The sequence below is a fragment of the Burkholderia sp. 8Y genome (assembly GCF_902506145.1).
Classification (GTDB): Bacteria; Pseudomonadota; Gammaproteobacteria; order Burkholderiales; family Burkholderiaceae; genus Caballeronia.
On sequence record NZ_LR733519.1, the window covers coordinates 259,686 to 279,785 of the forward strand.

20 protein-coding genes are annotated in these 20,100 nt (G+C 63.2%); 15 read left to right on the forward strand and 5 right to left on the reverse strand.

Features of this window, described 5'->3' with window-relative positions:
• Positions 1–87 precede the first annotated feature (87 nt).
• The gene (locus GV035_RS01130) at positions 88–2,217 is read left to right on the forward strand and encodes a hybrid sensor histidine kinase/response regulator (RefSeq protein WP_201303882.1); all 2,130 of its coding nucleotides are present in this window, start codon (positions 88–90) and stop codon (positions 2,215–2,217) included.
• Between the two features lie 121 nt (positions 2,218–2,338).
• Positions 2,339–4,621 (forward strand): putative bifunctional diguanylate cyclase/phosphodiesterase, encoded by a 2,283-nt coding sequence (locus GV035_RS01135; RefSeq protein ID WP_159832708.1) that lies wholly within the window; start codon positions 2,339–2,341, stop codon positions 4,619–4,621.
• A 22-nt stretch (positions 4,622–4,643) separates the two neighbouring features.
• Here GV035_RS01135 and GV035_RS01140 read toward each other — a convergent pair whose 3' ends face one another.
• Entirely contained in the window at positions 4,644–5,585 is a 942-nt protein-coding gene (locus GV035_RS01140; protein ID WP_159834905.1) for a LysR family transcriptional regulator, read from the reverse strand.
• Positions 5,586–5,707: 122 nt separating this feature from the next.
• Here GV035_RS01140 and GV035_RS01145 point away from each other — a divergent pair, with 122 nt between their 5' ends.
• Positions 5,708–6,730 (forward strand): alpha/beta fold hydrolase, encoded by a 1,023-nt coding sequence (locus GV035_RS01145; RefSeq protein WP_159832709.1) that lies wholly within the window; start codon positions 5,708–5,710, stop codon positions 6,728–6,730.
• 26 nt (positions 6,731–6,756) lie between these two features.
• Here GV035_RS01145 and GV035_RS01150 read toward each other — a convergent pair whose 3' ends face one another.
• On the reverse strand, positions 6,757–6,936 hold the full coding sequence (locus GV035_RS01150; protein ID WP_159832710.1) for a hypothetical protein: 180 nt from the start codon (positions 6,934–6,936) through the stop codon (positions 6,757–6,759).
• A gap of 428 nt (positions 6,937–7,364) precedes the next feature.
• Between GV035_RS01150 and GV035_RS01155 the strand changes: the two genes are divergently transcribed.
• From GV035_RS01155 to GV035_RS01180, 6 genes are all read left to right on the forward strand, one after another.
• Complete coding sequence (locus tag GV035_RS01155; RefSeq protein ID WP_159832711.1) at positions 7,365–8,027, forward strand: CsgE family curli-type amyloid fiber assembly protein; 663 nt, start codon at positions 7,365–7,367, stop codon at positions 8,025–8,027.
• Positions 8,028–8,059: 32 nt separating this feature from the next.
• Positions 8,060–8,506 carry a curli assembly protein CsgF gene (locus GV035_RS01160; RefSeq protein ID WP_159832712.1) on the forward strand — a complete coding sequence of 149 codons (447 nt, stop codon included), beginning with the start codon at positions 8,060–8,062 and terminating at the stop codon, positions 8,504–8,506.
• Positions 8,507–8,524: 18 nt separating this feature from the next.
• Complete coding sequence (locus GV035_RS01165) at positions 8,525–9,445, forward strand: CsgG/HfaB family protein (protein ID WP_159832713.1); 921 nt, start codon at positions 8,525–8,527, stop codon at positions 9,443–9,445.
• 4 nt (positions 9,446–9,449) lie between these two features.
• Entirely contained in the window at positions 9,450–10,007 is a 558-nt protein-coding gene (locus tag GV035_RS01170; RefSeq protein ID WP_159832714.1) for a hypothetical protein, read from the forward strand.
• A gap of 166 nt (positions 10,008–10,173) precedes the next feature.
• On the forward strand, positions 10,174–11,163 hold the full coding sequence (locus tag GV035_RS01175; RefSeq protein ID WP_159832715.1) for a hypothetical protein: 990 nt from the start codon (positions 10,174–10,176) through the stop codon (positions 11,161–11,163).
• Positions 11,164–11,515: 352 nt separating this feature from the next.
• The gene (locus tag GV035_RS01180; protein ID WP_159832716.1) at positions 11,516–11,848 is read left to right on the forward strand and encodes a DUF2322 family protein; all 333 of its coding nucleotides are present in this window, start codon (positions 11,516–11,518) and stop codon (positions 11,846–11,848) included.
• A gap of 69 nt (positions 11,849–11,917) precedes the next feature.
• Here the strand turns inward: GV035_RS01180 and kdgD are convergent, their stop codons facing one another.
• Complete coding sequence (gene kdgD, locus GV035_RS01185) at positions 11,918–12,835, reverse strand: 5-dehydro-4-deoxyglucarate dehydratase (protein WP_159832717.1); 918 nt, start codon at positions 12,833–12,835, stop codon at positions 11,918–11,920.
• A gap of 196 nt (positions 12,836–13,031) precedes the next feature.
• Here kdgD and garD point away from each other — a divergent pair, with 196 nt between their 5' ends.
• The 4 genes from garD to GV035_RS01205 all read left to right on the forward strand — a co-directional run bounded on the left by garD (position 13,032) and on the right by GV035_RS01205 (position 17,077).
• Entirely contained in the window at positions 13,032–14,621 is a 1,590-nt protein-coding gene (gene garD / locus GV035_RS01190; RefSeq protein WP_159832718.1) for a galactarate dehydratase, read from the forward strand.
• 185 nt (positions 14,622–14,806) lie between these two features.
• Complete coding sequence (locus GV035_RS01195; protein WP_159832719.1) at positions 14,807–15,664, forward strand: NmrA family NAD(P)-binding protein; 858 nt, start codon at positions 14,807–14,809, stop codon at positions 15,662–15,664.
• A gap of 75 nt (positions 15,665–15,739) precedes the next feature.
• Entirely contained in the window at positions 15,740–16,444 is a 705-nt protein-coding gene (locus GV035_RS01200; protein ID WP_159832720.1) for a glutathione S-transferase family protein, read from the forward strand.
• A gap of 15 nt (positions 16,445–16,459) precedes the next feature.
• A complete protein-coding gene (locus GV035_RS01205) occupies positions 16,460–17,077 on the forward strand; it encodes a TetR/AcrR family transcriptional regulator (RefSeq protein WP_159832721.1) in 618 nt (205 codons plus the stop codon).
• A 2-nt stretch (positions 17,078–17,079) separates the two neighbouring features.
• On the opposite strand, the gene GV035_RS01210 is transcribed toward GV035_RS01205, so the two are convergent.
• Both GV035_RS01210 and GV035_RS01215 read right to left on the reverse strand, forming a co-directional pair.
• Complete coding sequence (locus tag GV035_RS01210) at positions 17,080–17,721, reverse strand: DUF1109 domain-containing protein (protein ID WP_159832722.1); 642 nt, start codon at positions 17,719–17,721, stop codon at positions 17,080–17,082.
• On the reverse strand, positions 17,708–18,277 hold the full coding sequence (locus GV035_RS01215) for a sigma-70 family RNA polymerase sigma factor (protein WP_159834906.1): 570 nt from the start codon (positions 18,275–18,277) through the stop codon (positions 17,708–17,710). The genes GV035_RS01210 and GV035_RS01215 overlap by 14 nt, the downstream gene beginning before the upstream one ends.
• A 347-nt stretch (positions 18,278–18,624) precedes the next feature.
• Here GV035_RS01215 and GV035_RS01220 point away from each other — a divergent pair, with 347 nt between their 5' ends.
• Together GV035_RS01220 and GV035_RS01225 are read left to right on the forward strand one after the other, a co-directional pair.
• Positions 18,625–19,254 (forward strand): cytochrome b/b6 domain-containing protein, encoded by a 630-nt coding sequence (locus GV035_RS01220; protein ID WP_159832723.1) that lies wholly within the window; start codon positions 18,625–18,627, stop codon positions 19,252–19,254.
• Between the two features lie 17 nt (positions 19,255–19,271).
• Positions 19,272–20,048 carry a molybdopterin-dependent oxidoreductase gene (locus GV035_RS01225; RefSeq protein WP_159832724.1) on the forward strand — a complete coding sequence of 259 codons (777 nt, stop codon included), beginning with the start codon at positions 19,272–19,274 and terminating at the stop codon, positions 20,046–20,048.
• Positions 20,049–20,100: the final 52 nt, after the last annotated feature.

Genomic DNA, 20,100 nt, shown 5'->3' on the forward strand with positions numbered 1-20,100 from the left:
GCGGAAAAGCATTAGGCTATATGCTCTCGACTTCGCGCGGCTTCGAGAAAGCCGCGCCTGCGTGATTCACCAGACCTAAGGCCGGCCTTGAGTTCCAACATCACCGATTCAGTTCAGTTCGATTCATGGGTCGGCGAGACTGCCCGCGCCATTCGCGATTTCAACTGGTCGACGACGCCGCTCGGCCGTATCGACGAATGGCCGCAGGCGCTGCGCTCCGTCGTGCAGATCATGCTGCGCAATGCGTTGCCGATGGCCGTGCTGTGGGGCGAAGAAGGGACGCTGCTCTATAACGACGCGTACGCCAAATTTTCCGGCGTGCGGCATCCCGCCATTCTCGGCTTGCCGATCGAAAAGGCCTGGCCGGAAGCGTCCGAGTTCAACCGCAATGTGGTCGACTGCGGTTTGCGCGGTGAATCGCTGTCGTATCGGGATATCGGCTTCGTGCTCGCGACAAGCGGGCAACCGGCGCAAGTGTGGCTCGACTTGCACTACAGCCCCGTCGCCTCGGACGACGGCACGCCGGCGGGCGTGCTCGCCATCGTCGTCGATACGACGGAGCGCGTGCTGCTCGAACATAAGCGCGCGGTCGCGGAGGCCGCGTTGCGCGAGGCCAACGACCGCATGAATCTTGCGCTGACTTCCGGCGCGGTGCTCGGCGTGTTCGTGTGGGAGATCGCGCAGAACCGCGTGTCGGGCGACGAACGCTTCGCCCTCACGTTCTCCGTTCCTGCCGATGACAGGGCCGACGGCTGGCCGCTCGAAGGGGCGCTCGAACTCATTCATCCGGCGGACCGCGCGCATGTGCAGGCGCTGATCGAGCGCACCGTGCGCAGTGGCGTGCCGTATCGCGCGGAATACCGCATCCGCACGGCGAACGACGGCTGGATGTGGATCCTCGCGAGCGGCCGCTGCGATTATGACGAGCGCGGCCGGCCTTTGCGCTTTCCCGGCGTGGTCGTCGATATCCATGACCGCAAGATCGCGGAAGAAAGTCTCAAGGAACTCACGCGCGGCCTCGAAAGCAAGATATCGGAGGCCGTGGCGGCGCGCATCGCGGTGGAAGCGCAACTGCGCCAGAGCCTGAAAATGGAGGCGCTCGGCGCGATGACAGGCGGGGTCGCGCACGACTTCAACAACACGTTGCAGGCAATCAGCGGCAACCTGCAATTGCTGCAATATCTGCCGCCGACGGACCCGCGCGTGCCCGAGCGCGTGCACGCCGCGATGGAGGCCGTGCAGCGCGGCGCGAAGCTCGCGTCGCAACTGCTGTCGTTCGCGCGGCGGCAGCCGCAATCGCCGGTGGTCATCAATCCGCGCCGGCTGCTCGATGAAATCCGCGAACTGTTGCAGCATGCCGTGGGCGCGTCGGTGTCCATCGGCACGCACTTGCCGGACGCTCCGTGGAATTTCTGCGTGGACCGCAATCAACTGGAAAACGCGCTGCTCAATCTCGCGATCAACGCGCGCGACGCAATTGGCGGCGACGGCAAGTTCACGCTCACATGCTCGAACGAAGTGCTCGACGCAGCCGCGTGCGAAGGCCACGACGTGCGTCCCGGAGAATACGTGCGGCTGTGTGCATCCGACACCGGATCGGGCATGCCCGCGCATGTGCTCGAACGCGCGTTCGAACCGTTCTTCACGACGAAGCCCGAAGGTCACGGCACCGGCCTCGGACTGAGCATGGTGTTCGGCTTCGTCAAGCAATCGGGCGGACATATCGACATATCGAGCACCGTGGGCGCGGGCACGACCGTGGAGCTCTATTTTCCGCGCAGCTTCGGTCAGGAGACCCTGCTTGCTCCCGGCAGCCCGCTCGCGACGCAGACGGGCGGCGCGACGGTGCTCGTCGTCGATGACGACGCTGCCGTGCTCGCATCGACGGTCGCCATTCTCGAAGCGATGCACTACACAGTGCTCAAGGCCGCGAACGGCGATGCCGCGATGAGCGTGCTGCAAAGCGGCGTCAGCGTGGACCTGATCCTCACGGACGTCGTGATGCCGGGCAAGACGAAGTGCGCCGACCTCGCCGAATGGGCGTTCGCGCAACCGCGGCCCGTGCCCGTCATTTACGTGTCGGGCTACACGCGCGATATCATCTTGCGCGATGGCGTGCTGCGTCCCAACGTGACGTTGCTGAGCAAGCCGTACCTCGCCGAGTCGCTGGCGAAGGAACTCGCGGCTGCGCTACACGGCGCGCCCCTCGCACACTGAAACGCGCGCGAAGGCACGCCTTACCGGATGTCGGCAGGACTTCGCCCGACTCAAGACTTTCCCGATCGCGCCGTTAAGCAGCGAGGCAAGGACGCACTCACGGCGGAAAGGGACTACGGCAGTGCAGCAGAGAGCGAGCGATTTTCTCGGAACGATTGGCGACGCCGTCGCGCGGCGACTGCCTTATGCGGAACGCGCGCGCCGGTTCGACGCACTCGCGCTGGCGGTTCTGGGCGCGGTGCTCGTCGCGTGCGTGACACCTTTCGTGCCGCATCCGTTCAGCATGTTGTTGAGCGCGGCGTGCGCCGCGAGCGTGGCGGTCGTTCATTGCATGCTGCAATCGAAGCGGCAGCTTTTCGCCGCGCAGCAGTTCTCGAACGGGCTCCTTTCGATCGCTGAAGACTGCATCAAGCTGCTCGATCTCGAAGGCCGCGTGACCTGCATCTCCGAGGTCGGCACGCGGCTTCTCGAAGCCGCGGATGCGCGCGAAATTGTCGGCATCGACTGGCTCGCGCTGTGGGACGGTCCCGCCGCGCGGGCGGCATTCGAACGCGCGAAGGCGGGCGAATCAGTCTCCTTTTCGGGCGCCTGTGCGACGATGACCGGCGCCCCGAAGTGGTGGACGTCCACGTTCGCGCCCGTCTACGGCGAGGAAGGCTGCGTCGTCGCCGTGCTCTGCAAGTCGCGCGACGTCACGGCGGAAGTCCATTTGATCGAGGAATTGCGCGGCAACCTGCGCGTGCAGAAGGACATGGAAGATCACGTCGATGCGGTGTTCTGGACCGCAAGCCACGACTTTCAGGATCTCATGCACGTGAGTTCCGCTTTCGAGCGCATGTGGGAAATGCCCGTGGCCGCGCTCGAGGCCGACAAGACCGCGTGGATGCAGCGCGTGCATCGGGACGACATGCCCGGCTTGCGCGGCAAGATGCGCGATGCCGTGAATACCGGCGCGCCGTCGCAGAGTTATTTCCGTCTATGTCTTGCGGGCGAGCGCACGCGCTGGGTCCGCGCGGACATTTATCCCGTTAGCGAAGATGGCGCGGTGTCGCGCGTGGTGAGCGTGTGCGTCGATGCAACCGAGGAGCGCATGCATTTGCAGGCACTGCACCGCCTCGCGAACACCGACAGCCTCACGGGACTCCACAACCGCAACGCGATGATGCATGCGCTCGTCGAGCGATGCGCGTCGGGCGAGCCGTTTGCGTATCTGTTCATCGACCTCGACCGCTTCAAGTCCATCAACGATACGGCGGGTCACAGCGCGGGCGATGCCGTGCTCAAGGCCATTGCCGAACGCATCAGTCAAGCGATGCCGCAGGGCGCGCTCGCGGCGCGCGCGGGCGGCGACGAGTTCACCATCGTGCTTCCCGGCGCGTTCGATCAGGAACGCATCGAGCGCGCGTGCAGGCGGCTTGCGCTTGCCTGTAGCCGCCCGATCAAGGCCGGCTGCAAGACCGTCAACATGACGTGCTCGATCGGCGTCGCGATGTATCCCGAGCATGGCCGCACGCCCGAGGCGCTGTTCATCAGCGCGGACATGGCGATGTACGCCGCGAAGCGCGCGGGCCGCAACGCGTTCCGTGTGTTCGGCGAGCGCGAGAAGGACGACCTTGCGCGCGCGCATCTGGAAGCCGAACTGCACGACGCCATTCGCGACAATCAGTTCGTGCTGCACTATCAGCCTCAGTACTGCATGCATACGGATGGGCTCATCGGCGTCGAGGCGCTGTTGCGCTGGCAGCATCCGCATCTCGGCCTCATTTCGCCGGCGGCGTTCGTGCCGGTGCTCGAAGACAGCGGGCTGATCGTCGAGGCGGGGCATTGGATCATCCGCGAAGCCGTGCAGGCGGCGGGTCGCCTGGCTGCGTCCGTGCCCGATGTGCGTTCGGTCGCAGTGAACGTGTCGCCGAAGCAGTTGCGCGATCCACGGCTCGCTTCCGTGCTTCAGCATGTCATCAGGCGATCGGGCATCGACTCGCATTGCATCACGCTGGAAATCACCGAGTCGGCGCTGATCGAGAACGTCGACGACGCGCAGGAAGTGTTGTTGAACCTGCGCGCGCTGGGCGTGCTTATTGCCATCGACGACTTCGGCACCGGCTATTCGAGCCTCAGCTATTTGGCGCGCTTCAGGCCCGACGTGCTGAAGCTCGACAAGTCCTTCGTCGATAACATCGCCACCGACGCGATGATGCGAACGGTGGTCGAAGGCGTGATCGATCTTGCGCACAAACTCGGCGTGATCGTGGTGGCCGAAGGCGTCGAGACGCACGAACAACTGGAGCACCTGAAGCAAGCCGGATGCGACAAGATGCAGGGCTTCCTGCGCTCGCGGCCGGTCGCGTTGGAAGCATTGATGGAACATGCCGCCTGCATCATGGAAGCAGACGTCGCACGCTGAACGCTTGCGCCGTGTGATCCGATCACTTCGCGCCGCGCGTTCGGCGCTTCTCACGTGGCGCGAACATCGGCATCTTGTCGAGCATCCATGTGAGCAACTCCTGCGGCCCCGCCGCGAGCGGTCTGCCTGCCTTCAACAGCACTCGCGCCTGTATGTTCTCGAGCACGGGATGCGCAATCGGCACGGTCTTCATTTCGCCGCTTGCAATCTCGCGATACGCGGCGAACGCGCCGATCAACGTGACGAAGCTCCCCGCGCTCACGATGCGCTTCAACGCAGTGAGCGAGTTCGTCGTCAGCGTCGCGCGAATGGCGATGCCCTCGGCCATTTCGAGCATCCGAACGACATGGCCAATGCCGAACGACGACGGCATGAGCGCGAGCGGATAGCCGAACAGATCGTCGATGCGTGCTGCGCCGCCGCGCTTGACGAGCGGATGATCGCGCCGCGCGAGCAACACGACGGGCTGCGCTGAACTCGCGCGGACTTCGATGCGCTCATGCGGCGGCGGATTGTACGCGAGGCCGACATGCGCGCGGCTTTGCGCGACTTCCTCGATGATCTGATCGACGGCGAGCATGTCCACCGCGACATCGAGGCCGGGATAACGCGCGCAGAACGGTGCGAGAACGTCGTCCACCAGAGTATCGACGTAGCCCTCGCTCACGGCCACCCTGATCTGCCCTTGGTGCAGGCCTTTCAGCGCATGGAGCTGGTCTTCGAGCCTCTCCTGTTGCGAGCGATACCCGCGCCAGAATTCGAGCAGATGAAACGCTGCTTCAGTGGGCCGAACACCGCGCGCCTGACGCTCGAAGAGCGTCGTGTCGAGTTCGTCTTCGAGTAGCTTGATCTGCCGCGCGATCACCGACGGCGACGTGTTCAGATGATCCGCCGCGCCGCGAATCGTGCCGTGCGCCAGCACTTCGTTGAAGTAGCGCAGCCGCTGCTGATTGATCTCTCGCATCCTCATGTCCCCGTTCGTGAGCGTTGTCCGCAAGGCAACGATACGTGAACTTTGTTGCTCTTGCTCGGCGGGCGCCGCGCGGACATCATGCCTTCATCGACGACACGAAAAGGAGAAGGACCATGACGGAGCACATCAACGGTTCGCGCCGCCGCTTGCTGGGCGCGACGATCGCCGGCATCGGCGTGATGCAGCTAGGCTTGAGCGGTCTCGCTCGCGCTCAGTCCGTGGCGGCAACGAGCGCGGCGTCCTTCGGCGATATCCGTCAGATCAATGCGGGCACGCTCAACATCGGCTATGCGCAGACAGGCCCCGAGAACGGGCCGCCGGTCATTCTTCTTCACGGCTGGCCCTACGACATTCATAGCTTCGCCGACGTAGCGCCGATGCTCGCGGCTGCGGGGTATCGCGTGATCGTGCCTTATCTGCGCGGCTACGGCTCGACGCGATTTCTCTCGGCGGATACGCCGCGTAATGGACAACAGGCGGTCGTCGCGGTGGACATCATCGCGCTGATGGACGCGCTGCGCATTCAGAAGGCGCTCATCGCGGGCTTCGATTGGGGGGCGCGCACGGCGGATATCGTCGCCGCGCTGTGGCCGGAGCGTTGCAAGGCGCTCGTGTCCGTGAGCGGCTATCTGATCGGCAGTCAGGAAGCGAACCGCGCACCGTTGCCGCCGAAAGCCGAATACGCGTGGTGGTATCAGTTCTACTTCGCCACCGAGCGCGGCCGCGCGGGCTATGAAGCGAACCGCCGCGAGTTCTCCAGACTCATCTGGCAGACGGCCTCGCCGCAATGGCATTTCGACGACGCCACGTTCGAGCGTTCAGCCCAAGCGTTCGACAATCCGGATCACGTCGCGGTCGTGATTCACAACTATCGCTGGCGTCTGGGGCTCGCCGAAGGCGAGTCGCAATACGACGCGCTCGAGAAGCGTCTCGCCGCCGCGCCGCCGATCACCGTTCCAACCATCACGATGGAAGGCGACGCAAACGCCGCGCCGCATCCGAGCCCATCCGCCTATGCGAAGAAGTTCACGGGCAAGTATCGGCATATCGACGTGGGCGGCGGCGTGGGACACAATCTGCCGCAAGAAGCGCCCAAGGCGTTCGCCGATGCGGTCATCGGGGTGGACCGCATGTAACGCAGCCCCCGCGCCGGCAACACGGACTAATAGCAAACGTAGGAGTTTGAAACGAATTCGCATTGCCCCGAGCCGATCTCGTGCAGCATCTTGACCGTGTCGCCGATGGCCTCATTCACGGTCTTCGCGCCGCCCCGTACGTCTTTCATTGCGTCGCGTTCGAGTTCCTCCATAACCGGCAGGTCCTTGATGTCGAGTGTAGTCATGGCAGTGCTCCTTGAGAGTGAGGTGGTGTGACGCATGTTGTCACGCTCATCTCAATGCACTGGTTATGCCAACGAGCCTTGTCGTTGCCGCGAAGCCCGGCGCGGCAGGGCTTTGCGCGCCTTCAAAGCAGAATCTCAGTCGCGCTTGCCCTGGCATGTGTCGCTATTGCGCCAACATAGCAAACGTTATCCGCATGACGTGTTGCGACAGAGCCGTGCTCGCAAACGTTTGGATTACACAAAGGCGCTCAAACGCCTTTCGCGACGGGTTTCAACAACGTTTCGCGCTCTGAAACTTTCGTCAGCTGAATGTGGCGGACGCCACATATCGACGCCCCGATTTTGCGCAAAATTCGTTCCGTCTAACGAATAACAACAAGCAACGCCTGAAGGCAGCACCATAGCGGCCAAGGGCATACGGGGAAGTCATGCAGCGAGAGAGAAAACAGCCCGTCAAAGGGCGTGCAATCGCAGTGTGCATCATTGCTTCATCGGCAATCGCGAGCCAGGCGGTTGCTCAGGACGCCGAAGCGGTGTCGGCCGTGCATGCGCAGTCGTCGAACGCCGCGCAGCCGCTCATCTCGCTTCCGACCACGCCGACGCCTGACCCGGTCGGCAAGACCACGCCGCTGCCTGCCGCCAACGGTGCGCCGCTTTCGCCGCGCGGTACGGTGAACGCCTCCGAGTCGCTCGAAAAGAGCGCGACGCTCGCCGGCACGCCGCGAGCCCGCACCGCCGATGTCACCGGCCAGAAGCCGCTCGACGATGCGCTCGGCGGCGTCGTGACCACCGACACGGTGACGCTCGCGGGCCAGGACTTCTACAACTGGTTCGCGCAGGCGTGGAGCGCCATTCCGTTGAGCGAGCGTTACATCGTCTCGGTGCACGAGCGCCCTTCGGCGCGCTACGGCAGCCTCGTCTGGGTCGAGTTCGGCCAGCGACGCGTTTTCCAGGCGTTTCTGCCGATTGCGCGGGCCAACGTGCGGCCCGTCGCCGAAGGCGCGGCTCAGGTGGCGTTTCAGAACGTCATGCAGGCCGACCTCACGCGCCTGCTCTTTCGCGACGCCGACATGGCGAACGACGAACTCTAATAAAAGCAACACGGCCAATTACGGGGAATACGATGAAAACCAATGCGCTTGTCCGCAGCGCGATGCTCGCCTGCGCGCTCTCGATGCCGCTAATCATGTCGACGGCCGCTCACGCGACGGCGCTCGTCTATGAGCCGGTGAATCCCAACTTCGGCGGCAATCCGCTGAATGGCGCGAACCTGCTGAACGAAGCGAACGCCCAGAACAAGTACAAGGATCCGTCGACGGACAGCCTGACGAGCGGCCAGTCCACGCTAGACCAGTTCAACACGCAGTTGCAGCAGGCCATTCTGTCGCGTGTGGCGTCGTCGATTTCGAGTTCGATCGTCGGTACTGACGGCACGCTGCATCCGGGCACGATCAACACGGGCAACTTCTCGATTGCAATCACGCAAGTCACCGGCGGCAATCTGCAAGTGACGACGACGGACAAGACGACTGGTGCATCCACCACGTTCATCGTCGGTAACGGCCAGTAAGACGAGCGCACATAAGCCATGAACAAGAACACACTCAGGACCGCCGCGCTCGGCGCCGCGCTCGCCGCCGCGATGCTGCTGACCGGCTGCGTGACCGCGCCGATGCCCTCCGCAGGCAACGCGACGCTCACGCCGCCCACGCGGGTCACGCGCGACCTCACGCATCTGCCGCCGCCCAAGGGCAAGATTTTCGCGGCCGTGTACGGCTTTCGCGATTTGACCGGGCAATACAAGCCGTCGCCGGACAGCTCGTTCTCGTCGCAGGTGACGCAGGGCGGCGCGTCGTTCCTCGTGAAAGCGATGCGCGATTCCGGTTGGTTCCAGCCCGTCGAGCGGGAAAACCTGCAAGATCTGTTGACCGAGCGGAAGATCATGCGTGCGCTCGAAACGCCCGACGACAAGAAGAACGCGATTCCGCAGATCGGCGCGTTGGCGCCCGCGAACATCGTGCTCGAAGGCGGCATCGTCGGCTACGACTCGAACATCCGCACGGGCGGCGCGGGCGTCGCGTATCTCGGCATCTCGGCGTCGCAGCAGTATCGCGTCGACCAGGTGACGGTGAACTTGCGCGCGGTCGATATCCGTAACGGCACGATCCTTAACAGCGTATCGACCACGAAGACGATCTATTCGATTCAGGTCGATACGGGCGTGTACCGCTTCATCGGCTTCAAGGACTTGTTGCAGGCGGAGATCGGCATGACGCGCAATGAGCCGCAACAGTTGTGCGTGAACGAGGCGATCGAATCGGCGCTGGTGCATCTGATTGTGCAGGGCGTGGCGAACCAGACCTGGGCGCTCAAGGACATGAAAGACTGGTACGACCCGACGATGCAGCGATATCTGCAGGAGAACCAGGGCTACGCGGCGACCATGGAAGACGTGAACCCGCCGTATAGCCCGGTGAAGATCGATCCGCCTAAGACAATGGGAAGCTGATTCCATGAATAAGGATAACGAAATGATGCCGCCGCGCGCGCCGTGGCGTGCTTCGAAGGTCGCGCTATGTGCGGCGGTTTTCGCGGTCGTGAGTCTGTCGCTCGCGGTCTTTGCCGCGGATTTGTCGCCGGTTTCGGACTTTGGCCCGGCGGAGCCGGGTTTTGGCGGCGCGGCACAGGTTGCACGCGTCGCGCAGCATGGCACGAACAATCGCGTCACTGGCGTTCAGGCGGGGCAGAACGGCCTCGTCGTGAACCAGACGGGCATCGCGAACGTCGCGGTGACGGCGCAGGCAGGCAACGACAACTGGTCGGTCCTGCAACAAAGCGGCAACGCCAATCAGTACAACGGTTATCAGGCTGGGCAGTACAACCGGTCGATTGCAGTGCAAAGCGGTAGCGGCAATGAGGCGACGGTGACGCAGACTGGAATCGCGATGTCGTCACAAGTGACGCAGCTCGGTAGCAACAACGCGGTTTCGATTTTGCAGAGCCGTAACGGTTCCGGCTTGTCGGTCACGCAGACGGGCAACGGAGCGCGGGCTGCGGTCCTCATGAAGTAGGCAGTGTTTCTCGTCCGGTTTGTCACCGGGGTGCGAGGAGACCAGTAGGTGGGGTTGAGGTGCAGGGGAGTGGGATCGTATCCGACGGAGAGGGCCGGATACGATAAGGGTAACTAAACGTAGTCAGTCGTCGTATCTAAAATATCTATCAACGAGGCAAATAAAAATGAAAGTCAAGGCAATCATCATCGCTATGGGTCTGGCAACGCTGGCTTCGACGTCGGCTTTCGCAGTGGACGGTTCCACCGGCGAGAAGGCGTTTGTGTCGCAGTTCGGCGGGAACAACACGGCTAACGTCGATCAACAGAAGTCGAGCTACGACAACGTGACGGTTCTGCAAAACGCGAACAGCGCTAACGCGGACGTCGAGTCGAAGAACGGCGGCTACAACACGACGACGATCCAGCAAAGCAGCGCGCAAGCCAATTCCAACGAAACGGCGACCGTGAAGCAGGACACGACCGTCGGTAACAACACGACGATCACGCAGACCGTCGGTGCGGACAAGGCGCTCGTCGAAACGACCGGCGGCGGGTTCAATACCATCGCGATCAATCAGGCCGGCACGTTTTCGGGCACGGACTCGCACGTCAAGCAGACGAATGAAGTGCATGACAACGTGATGATCAAGCAAACCGGCGCGGCCATCGCCAACACGGATTCGAGCAACGGCGGCTACAACACGACGACGATCAGCCAGAACGCATCGCCGAACGTGAACCTCGCTACCGTGCTTCAAATCGGCGCGACCGGCGAGACGACGTACATCTCGCAAAGCGGCGACGGCTACGGTCATGCAACGGTGAACCAGCACTACTCGTCGAATGACCAGGCTGGCATCGTGCAGAACGGCTACGACCAGATCGCCTCGATCGACCAGAACTTCGGCACGAGCAACAAGGCTGGCGTGCTCCAGGTCGGCAAGAAGAACGAAGCGCACCTGGATCAGGAAGCCTCGTTGGAATCCACCTTGCTGGCCGCTCAGTTCGGCGATGCGAACTACATCTCGGCGTCGCAAACCGGCTACGACAACTACGGCCTGATCGGGCAGGGCGGCATCGCCAACACGGCGACGGTCACGCAAGCTGGTACGGGTAACGTCGCGATCGTGTCGCAAGTCGGCTCGGGCAACAAGACGACCATCGCGCAGCACTAAGCACGCGTAGAGCTTCGTCGGTCGTGATTCGGGCGGTAACGGCTTCGAGCCGTTACCGCCCGTTTTTTGCTTGCTGTCGCGAAGACGGTAGTCTTTCGATGCTGCAATTCACCGGAATGCGCTCGGCACGACCTAGAACTTCACGATGCGCACATCTGCTCAAGGCACAGCGGCTTTCGTGCGCAATAGCGCGAGCTGTACATTCTCTATGTCCGCCACGCCGCGCGATCCAGACGCCAGCACGAGCACACCCTCGCAGGCTTTTCGCAGACCAGCGCGTCTGTCGGCCTCATGCCAGTGGATCGATTAAGATACTCCGCCTCAATTCACCGACCATGACGGAGCGTCTTTCGTGATGCAGCCGAGCTACGTATTCAAGGACAATCTGGCCCAACTGCCTTCGATCGAAGGCATCGAGCGTATCGACCTGATCGATGCGAAGGGCGATGTCCTCGCGAGCATCGAAAACAAGCCGGGCAAGCAAGGCTCGCTCGCGGTGTATCACTATCTGAAGCAGGCGTTCGGCACGCTGAACGCGCAGGCCGCGGAGCACGGTCTCGCGGGCTTCGCGGAACATACGGCGGACGCGCGCAATCGTCCGGGGGCGCATCCGAATGTGGATCGTCTGCTCGAAATCGCTGCGGGCGGCGATGCCGTCGAAATGCGCGTGATCGCGGCTTCGTGAGCGCCAGCTAAAACGCCCCGACCGTCGGAGCACTGTCCGACGCCCGTGGCGCGTTCTAAAGCGCGGGCGTTATTGCGCGCCGAGCTTCTTGATCAACGCATCGAGCTGGCTTATTTCTTCGTCGTTCAGATCCGTGAGCGGCGCGCGCACCGGACCGGCGTCGTGTCCGACGAGCTTCGCGCCCGCCTTCACGATACTCACCGCGTAGCCCGGGCGACGATTGCGGATGGCCAGATACGGCAGGAAGAATTCGTCGATCAGCTTGCCGGTCGTCTCGTGGTCGTTGGCCGCGATCGCGCGATAGAACTCCATCGCCGTCTTCGGGATGAAGTTGAACACCGCCGACGAATACACCGGCACGCCGAGCGCCTTGTACGCCGCCGCGTAGACTTCCGCCGTCGGCAGGCCGCCGAGATACGAGAAACGGTCGCCGAGACGGCGGCGGATCGTGACCATCGCCTCGATTTCACCGACGCCATCCTTGAAGCCGATGAGGTTCGGGCAGCGATCCGCGAGACGCTCCAGCATGTCGGCGTTCAGCTTCGAGTTCGCGCGGTTATAGATGATGATGCCCATGTTCGGCACGGCCTTGCACACCTGTTCCGCGTGCGCGGCGATGCCTTCCTGCGAGGCTTCCGTCAGATAGTGCGGCATCAGCAGAATGCCTTGCGCGCCGTTCTTCTCGGCTTCCTGCGCAAACGCGATGGCCGTGCGCGTCGGGCCGCCCGCGCCCGCCAGAATCGGCACTTTGCCCTTGCAGACTTCGGTGGCGGTCCGCACGATCTGCGAATATTCAGGTTGCGTCAGCGAAAAGAACTCGCCCGTGCCGCCCGCGACGAACAACGCAGACGCGCCGTACGGCGCGAGCCATTCGAGCCGCTCTGCATACGTATCGGCGCGGAAGTTGCCTTGCGCGTCGAAGTCGGTCACGGGGAAAGAGAGCAGGCCCTCGGATACGATCTGCTTGAGTTCTTGCGGTGTCGTCATGATCTATGTCTCGTTTGGCAGCGTCCGGCGAATGCAGAGCTTATAGGTCATCGTACAACATGATCGCGCGACGGACAAGCGGTTCGGCATTCTTTCGCACGATGAAGGGGTAAACACCAAGCCAAACCGCGCCGTTGTGTTGTAGGATGACATAACTCTAGCGGCGCTCGCCGTCTTGCACGAAGGACTGTCCAGAATGAATCAGCCACCGCTCTATATCCGCGTCCACCCCGAAGATAACGTCGCGATCGTCGTGAATGACGGCGGCCTCGGGGAAGGCGCAACCTTCGCCGATGGTCTCGTGCTGCGCGAGCGCGTGCCTCAAGGTCATAAAGTCGCGCTCACCGATCTCGCGGAAGGCGATGCCGTGCTCCGCTACAACGTGGTCATCGGTTACGCGCTGAAGGATCTCCCGAAGGGGAGCTGGATCAACGAGCACGTCTTGCGGATGCCGACGCCGCCCGAACTCGACGATCTGCCTATCGCGACCATCAAGGCGCCCGACACGTCCGCGCTCGAAGGCTTCACGTTCGAGGGCTATCGCAATGCGGACGGCACGGTCGGCACGCGCAACATCCTCGCCATCACGACGACCGTGCAGTGCGTCGCGGATGTCGTGCAGCACGCGGTCGACCGCATCAAGGCCGAACTGCTGCCGCGCTACCCGAATGTCGACGACGTCGTGAGCCTCGGTCATAGCTACGGCTGCGGCGTGGCGATCGAAGCGCCCGACGCGATGGTGCCGATCCGCACCGTGCGCAACATCGCGCTGAATCCGAACTTCGGCGGCGAAGTGATGATGGTGAGTCTCGGCTGCGAGAAGCTCCAGCCCGAACGCCTGATGCCGCCCGGCACGATACCAATCGCGGCCGCCGCCCTCGACGACGCCATCGCCGATATCGGCGACATGGAGAGCGAGGCGAACGGCGGTGCCGTCGTGTTGCAGGACGAGGGACACGTCGGCTTCCAGTCGATGATCGACTCCATCATGCTCATGGCCGCAACGCATCTGAAGCGGCTCAACAATCGCCGCCGCGAGACCTGTCCGGCGTCCGATCTCGTCGTCGGCGTGCAGTGCGGCGGCAGCGATGCGTTCTCCGGTCTCACGGCGAATCCGGCGGTCGGCTTCGCGACGGACCTGCTCGTGCGCGCGGGCGCGACCGTCATGTTCTCGGAAGTGACCGAAGTGCGCGACGGCGTCGCGCAACTCACGGCGCGCGCCGCGAACGGCGAAGTGGCTGCTGCGATCATCCGCGAGATGAAGTGGTACGACGAATACTTGAAGCGCGGCGGCGCGGACCGCAGCGCCAACACCACGCCCGGCAACAAGAAGGGTGGTCTGTCGAATATCGTCGAAAAGGCGATGGGCTCCATCGTCAAGTCGGGCAGCTCGACCATTTCAGGCGTGCTTTCGCCGGGCGAGAAGGTCAAGCAGAAGGGCCTGATTTACGCGGCGACGCCCGCTAGCGATTTCATCTGCGGCACGTTGCAACTGGCTGCGGGCATCAATCTGCATGTGTTCACGACCGGCCGCGGCACGCCGTACAGCCTCGCCGAAGTGCCCGTCATCAAGGTGGCGACGCGTTCCGATCTCGCGCGCCGCTGGCACGATCTGATGGATGTGAACGCGGGCACTATCGCCACGGGCGAATCGAGCATCGCGGACGTGGGCTGGGAACTGTTCCATCTGATGCTCGATGTCGCGAGCGGGCGCAAACAAACGCGCGCCGAGAAGCTCAAGCTGCATAACGCGCTCGTGCTGTTCAATCCGGCGCCGGTGACCTGAAACACGCGTCGTCTCGATGCAGCACGCAAGCCCCGTTCGCGGCAATGTCGCGAACGGGGCTTTCTCATTCGTGATTCCGCGTCATCAATGTAATGACGCGGGCGGCATTTCACCAGCGCAGTCCGCGACCTACCATGCGAGTCGTCGAAGGAAGACATCAACCGATTCGCAAGGAGGAAGCAAGCATGTACGCCATCACGGGAATCAGCGGACAAGTGGGCGGCGCGCTCGCGAATGCGCTGCTGCAGGCGGGACACGAGGTACGCGCGGTCGTGCGCGATGCAAGCAAGGGCGAGCCCTGGGCCGCGCGCGGCTGCGAAGTCACGCACGCGCTGATGAACGATGCCAACGCGCTAGCGCAGGCATTCGAAGGCGCTGACGGCGCGTTCATTCTTCTGCCGCCGGAATTCGATCCGTTGCCCGGCTTTCCGGAAGCGCGCGAAGTCATCGACGCGATCGTCTCGGCCGTGAAGCGCGCGAAGCCGCGCAAGATCGTGTGCCTGTCCACCATAGGCGCGCAGGCGACGCAAACGAATCTCCTCACGCAGCACACGCTGCTTCAAGAGGCGCTGACCTCGCAGCCGATACCGGTGACTTTTCTGCGCCCCGGCTGGTTCATGGAAAACAGCGCATGGGACGTGCAATCGGCTCGCGAAGAAGGCGTCCTTCATTCGTTTCTGCAACCGCTGGATCGCGCGATCCCGATGGTCGCCACGGAGGACGTAGGCAGAACCGCCGCGCAGTTGCTTGTGGACGAGTGGAACGGCACGCGCGTCATGGAGCTCGAAGGCCCGCGACGCGTCAGCCCGCGCGACATCGCGGCGGCATTCTCGGCCGTGCTCGGCAAGCCGGTCAATGCGCGCGCCGTGCCGCGTGAGCGTTGGCGCAATCTGTTCGAGCAGCAGGGCATGAAGAATCCGATGCCGCGCATTCGTATGCTCGATGGCTTCAACGAAGGGTGGATCGACTTCGAAGGACACAGCGACGAGATCCGCAAGGGCGGAGTCACGATCGAGGCCGTTATCCGCAAGCTCTGTGAGTAATGTAAAAGGGCGTCGTTGCGTGTTTTGGAGCGATCGATCTAAAATGGTCCTCTGCCCAAACCGGAGCGCGCCCGCATGATCCACTTTTACTTTCACCCCACGCCCAACCCCGCAAAAATCGCGCTGTTTCTCGAAGAAGCGGGATTGCCTTACGAGCTGAAGCCCGTGGATACGAGCAAGGGCGAGCAGCATGCGCCCGAGTTTCGCGCGATCAATCCGAACGGCAAAGTGCCCGCCATCGTCGATACGGAAGGCCCGGGCGGCAAGGAAGCCGTCGTGTTCGATTCGACCGCCATCCTTCTCTATCTCGCCGAGAAGACCGGGCAGTTCCTCGGCGCGCCGGAGGACAAGCCGCAGCTTCTGTCGTGGCTCATGTTCATCGCGACCGGTCTCGGTCCGTTCTCCGGGCAGGCCGTGCATTTCCAGCACGCAGCGCCCGAAGGACTGGACTATGCAGTGAACCGTTATCGCAGGGAAGTGGACCGGCACTATCAGGTGCTGAACGATAGGCTCGCGGGTCGCGAGTACATCGTCGGCGAGAGCTTCACCATTGCCGACATGTCCGCGTGGGGCTGGATCGACCGTGCGGCGCGCGTCTTGAAGACGACCGAGGCGCCGCTTGCCGCGTATCCCGAGTTGCAGCGTTGGTTCGCCAACATCGACGCGCGGCCCGCCGTCGCGCGCGCCCGCGCGTTGAACAAGCGGCATGCGTTCAAGATGGTCAACGACGAAGAAACACGCCGCGCGTTGTTCCCGTCGAACTATCCGAAGACGGCTTGAAGGGGAATTGCAACCATGCCGCGTCCCCGTGAATTCGACGAGGAGGCCGCGCTCGATGCGGCCACTGCGCAGTTCTGGTCGCGCGGATACGAAGCGACCTCCGTGCGCGATCTCGCCGCGACGATGGGGCTCACGGGCGCCAGCCTCTATAACGCGTTCGGCGACAAGCGCGCGCTCTATGAACGCGCGCTGAAACGCTACGTGGAGCACGGCTTTCGCGATCGTGTGCGGCGCTTCGAGCATCAACTCGCGCCGCGCGACGCGATTGCCGCGTTCTTCGCGGAGATCATCGAACTGTCGGTGCGCGATCCGCATCGCAAGGGCTGTCTCATCGTGAATTCGGCGCTCGAGCTTGCGCCGCACGACCGTCAGATTCATCGCGCGTTGAGCGGCGTGTTCAAGGAGATCGAAGGCTTCTTCCTGCGTTGTGTGCGTGCAGGGCAGGACGACGGGACGATAGCCGCGACCTTATCCGCCGAGGACATGGCGAAAGCGTTGCTCGCTTCGCTCATGGGCCTGCGCGTGCTGGCGCGCGTGAATCCACGGCGTGACTTGCTCAAAGGCGCAGCGCGCCCCGTGCTCGCCTTGCTGGACGCAAACAAGGGCCGATCAAGCGCACGCCGCGCGAACTAGCGTTACCAGCGCAGCAAGCGCGGCCCGAGCCATGCGCCGATGCAGGCTGGCAATACCATGCCGATGGCATACCAGACGCTCCAGAACGCCGGGCTCATCTCCGGGCAGTGCAGGCAATAGGCGATAGTCGCGAGCCCGCTCGACAGCAGGCCGGCGACCGCGCCTGCCATGCGCAGGTCCGTGGGCGCGAGACTCCTGACCGCCCAGAACGCTGCGGGGAACGTCGGCACCGATAGCAGCACGATGTTGAACGGGCACGTGCGCCAGGACTGGCCAAGCACGAGCGGCAGCCGCTCAGCGGGCACGGCATGACTGAGCACGAGCGAGCCCGCAATCCACACGGCGACGAAAGGCAGCACGATGATCGGCCACGCATGACCGCCGCGCATGCCGGGCCGTCCGAGCCGCATCACGGCGACAAGCGCGCCTGCCGCCACGCACAGCGGAAACGCGACCTTCGCCCAGAAGACGGCCGTTTGCGCGACGCTCGCCAAATCGCGCCGCAGTCCAAAGACGGCGAGCATCAAGAGCACCGAGCCGATGAAACCGAGCGGCAGTGCCTGCGCGAAACGCCGCGTGACGGCCGCGCGATCGACACGCACATCGCCGGTTGCGAGCAGGTCGATCAGATCATCGGTTCTCATCGGATGCCTCGCTTCGAGCGCCACGAATGCGCGCGGCCAGCGCCTTGAGCCCGCGATGCACGCCCACTTTCACGGCCGATTCCGACAGCCCCGTGATCTGCGCGGTTTGCGCGACCGACAATCCTTCGAGCTTGACGTGAACGATCGGCAACCGCTGCTTGTCCGGCAGATGTTCCAGCAGCTTGCCGATGTCATGGCGCGCTTGCGCGGGTTCATCGTCGGTGATGGCGAAGAGATCGTCGTGATCGTCGAGGGAATCGTTCAGCGACTCGTGACGCGAGCGTGAACGAAAGAAGTCCATCAGCTTGTAGCGCGCAATGGCATGCACCCACGCGGTCAGCGGTTCTTCCACGCGATAGGTGTGACGCGCGTTGTGCACTGCCAGCAGGATCTCCTGAATGAGGTCTTCCACATCGTCGCGATAGTGTGGAATGCGCTTGCGCAAGTAGCCGCGTAGGTGCCGCGTCAGCGCCTGCAGGAAACCGCGATAGGCGGTCTGATCGCCTTCGAGGCCGCTCGTCAGCAGTGTTTTCAGGCGTTGTTCCGCGTCATGCAAGGCGAATCCCGTGAAGGCGAGGCGACGGAAGGACGATACGAGCGAGCCCGGCGCGATGCGAACAGCAAGCGCAGCGTAAGCCCGGTCGCGTTTTAGATCGATCGTTTCAGAATAGCCGAAGCCGCGCCGCGCGGCAATCGTTGCGCTAATCGTCTTCATTGTGAGTGTCGCCGGGGAAGTGAGTCGAGTCCTTCAGTCGAGTCCTGCGTACGTTAGTTCGCTTGAAAGCCGCGCGCGGTTACAGCCGCATCGTCGAACGGACGTTAGAAAAAATCTTCAACGCGCGATGTAACCGGAGCCGCGCCGCAAGCGAATTCACGAGTACATCACCCCTATCGGCAACGATCATGGACACGACACTCAACCCGCCGCGCGACACGCTGCAACTGAGGCATCCGATACATCCGCTGTGGCTGCGCATCACGCATTGGCTCAACGCCGTGGCCGCGCTCATCATGATGTTCTCGGGCTGGCGCATCTACGACGCATCGCCCGTATTCGCGCATATCGTCATCCCGCCTTCCATCACGCTCGGCGGATGGCTCGGCGGCGCGCTGCAATGGCACTTCGCCGCGATGTGGCTGCTCGTGTTCAACGGCCTCGTGTATCTCGCCTTGAACATCGCGAGCGGACGCTTCTTCTCGAAGTTCTTTCCGCTGTCGCCCCGTGCAGTCCTGCACGACCTGCTTGCGGCGATGAGCGGCAAGCTCTCGCACACGAATCTGCGCGAGTACAACGCGGTGCAGAAGCTCGCGTACCTCGTAGTCGTGCTCGATCTCATCGTGCTGGTTTTGTCCGGTCTTGCGATCTGGAAGTCCGTGCAGTTTCCTCTGCTGCGTGAACTGATGGGCGGGTACGACAACGCACGCGTCGTTCACTTCTGCGCGATGGCGGTCATGGCGGCGTTCGTGGTCGTTCACGTCGCGATGGTCGCACTCGTGCCGCGTTCGCTTCTGACCATGCTGCGCGGCCGCTGAACGAAGGAGCACACGCCATGAAGACCCAAGCAAGAAAGATCGCCACGCTGGACCACGCATCGGTGCTCGCCGATGCCACACGCGAACTGGCCATGCCGTCGCGACGCCTCTTTGGCAAGCGCATGCTCACGCTCGGCGGGCTCTCGTTGCTGACCGGCTGTTCGATTACCGACGACGCCTCCGTCAACACGTTCCTCGGCGCCGTATCGCGGCTGAACGATCGCGTGCAGGCGTTGCTCTTCGACCCGACGCGCCTCGCGCCGACGTACAGCGAAGCGCAGCTTACGCGGCCTTTTCCGTTCAACGCGTATTACGGCATCGACGACGTGCCTCATGTGAATGGCGCGGATTACCGGCTGAAGGTGAGTGGTCTCGTGACGGGCCAACGCGTGTGGACGCTGCCGGAACTCTACGCGCTGCCGCATGCCGAGCAGATCACGCGGCACATCTGCGTCGAAGGCTGGAGCGCGATCGGGCGCTGGGGCGGCACGCCATTCCGCGAATTCCTGCGCCGCGTAGGTGCCGATACGACGGCGAAATACGTCGGCTTTCGCTGCGCCGACGATTACTACGAAAGCATCGACATGCCCACGGCGCTTCATCCGCAGACGCTCCTCACGTTCGAGTACGACGGCGAGCGTTTGCCCGCGAAATACGGCTATCCGATGAAGCTGCGCATGCCGACGAAGCTCGGCTACAAGAACCCCAAGCATATTGTCGAGATGTTCGTCACGAACACGTACCCCGGCGGCTATTGGGTCGATCAGGGCTACAACTGGTTCGGCGGTTCGTGATCGCCGTGCTCTTGAATCCGGTTTCCCCACGCAAGTCCACCAAGGAGAAAGG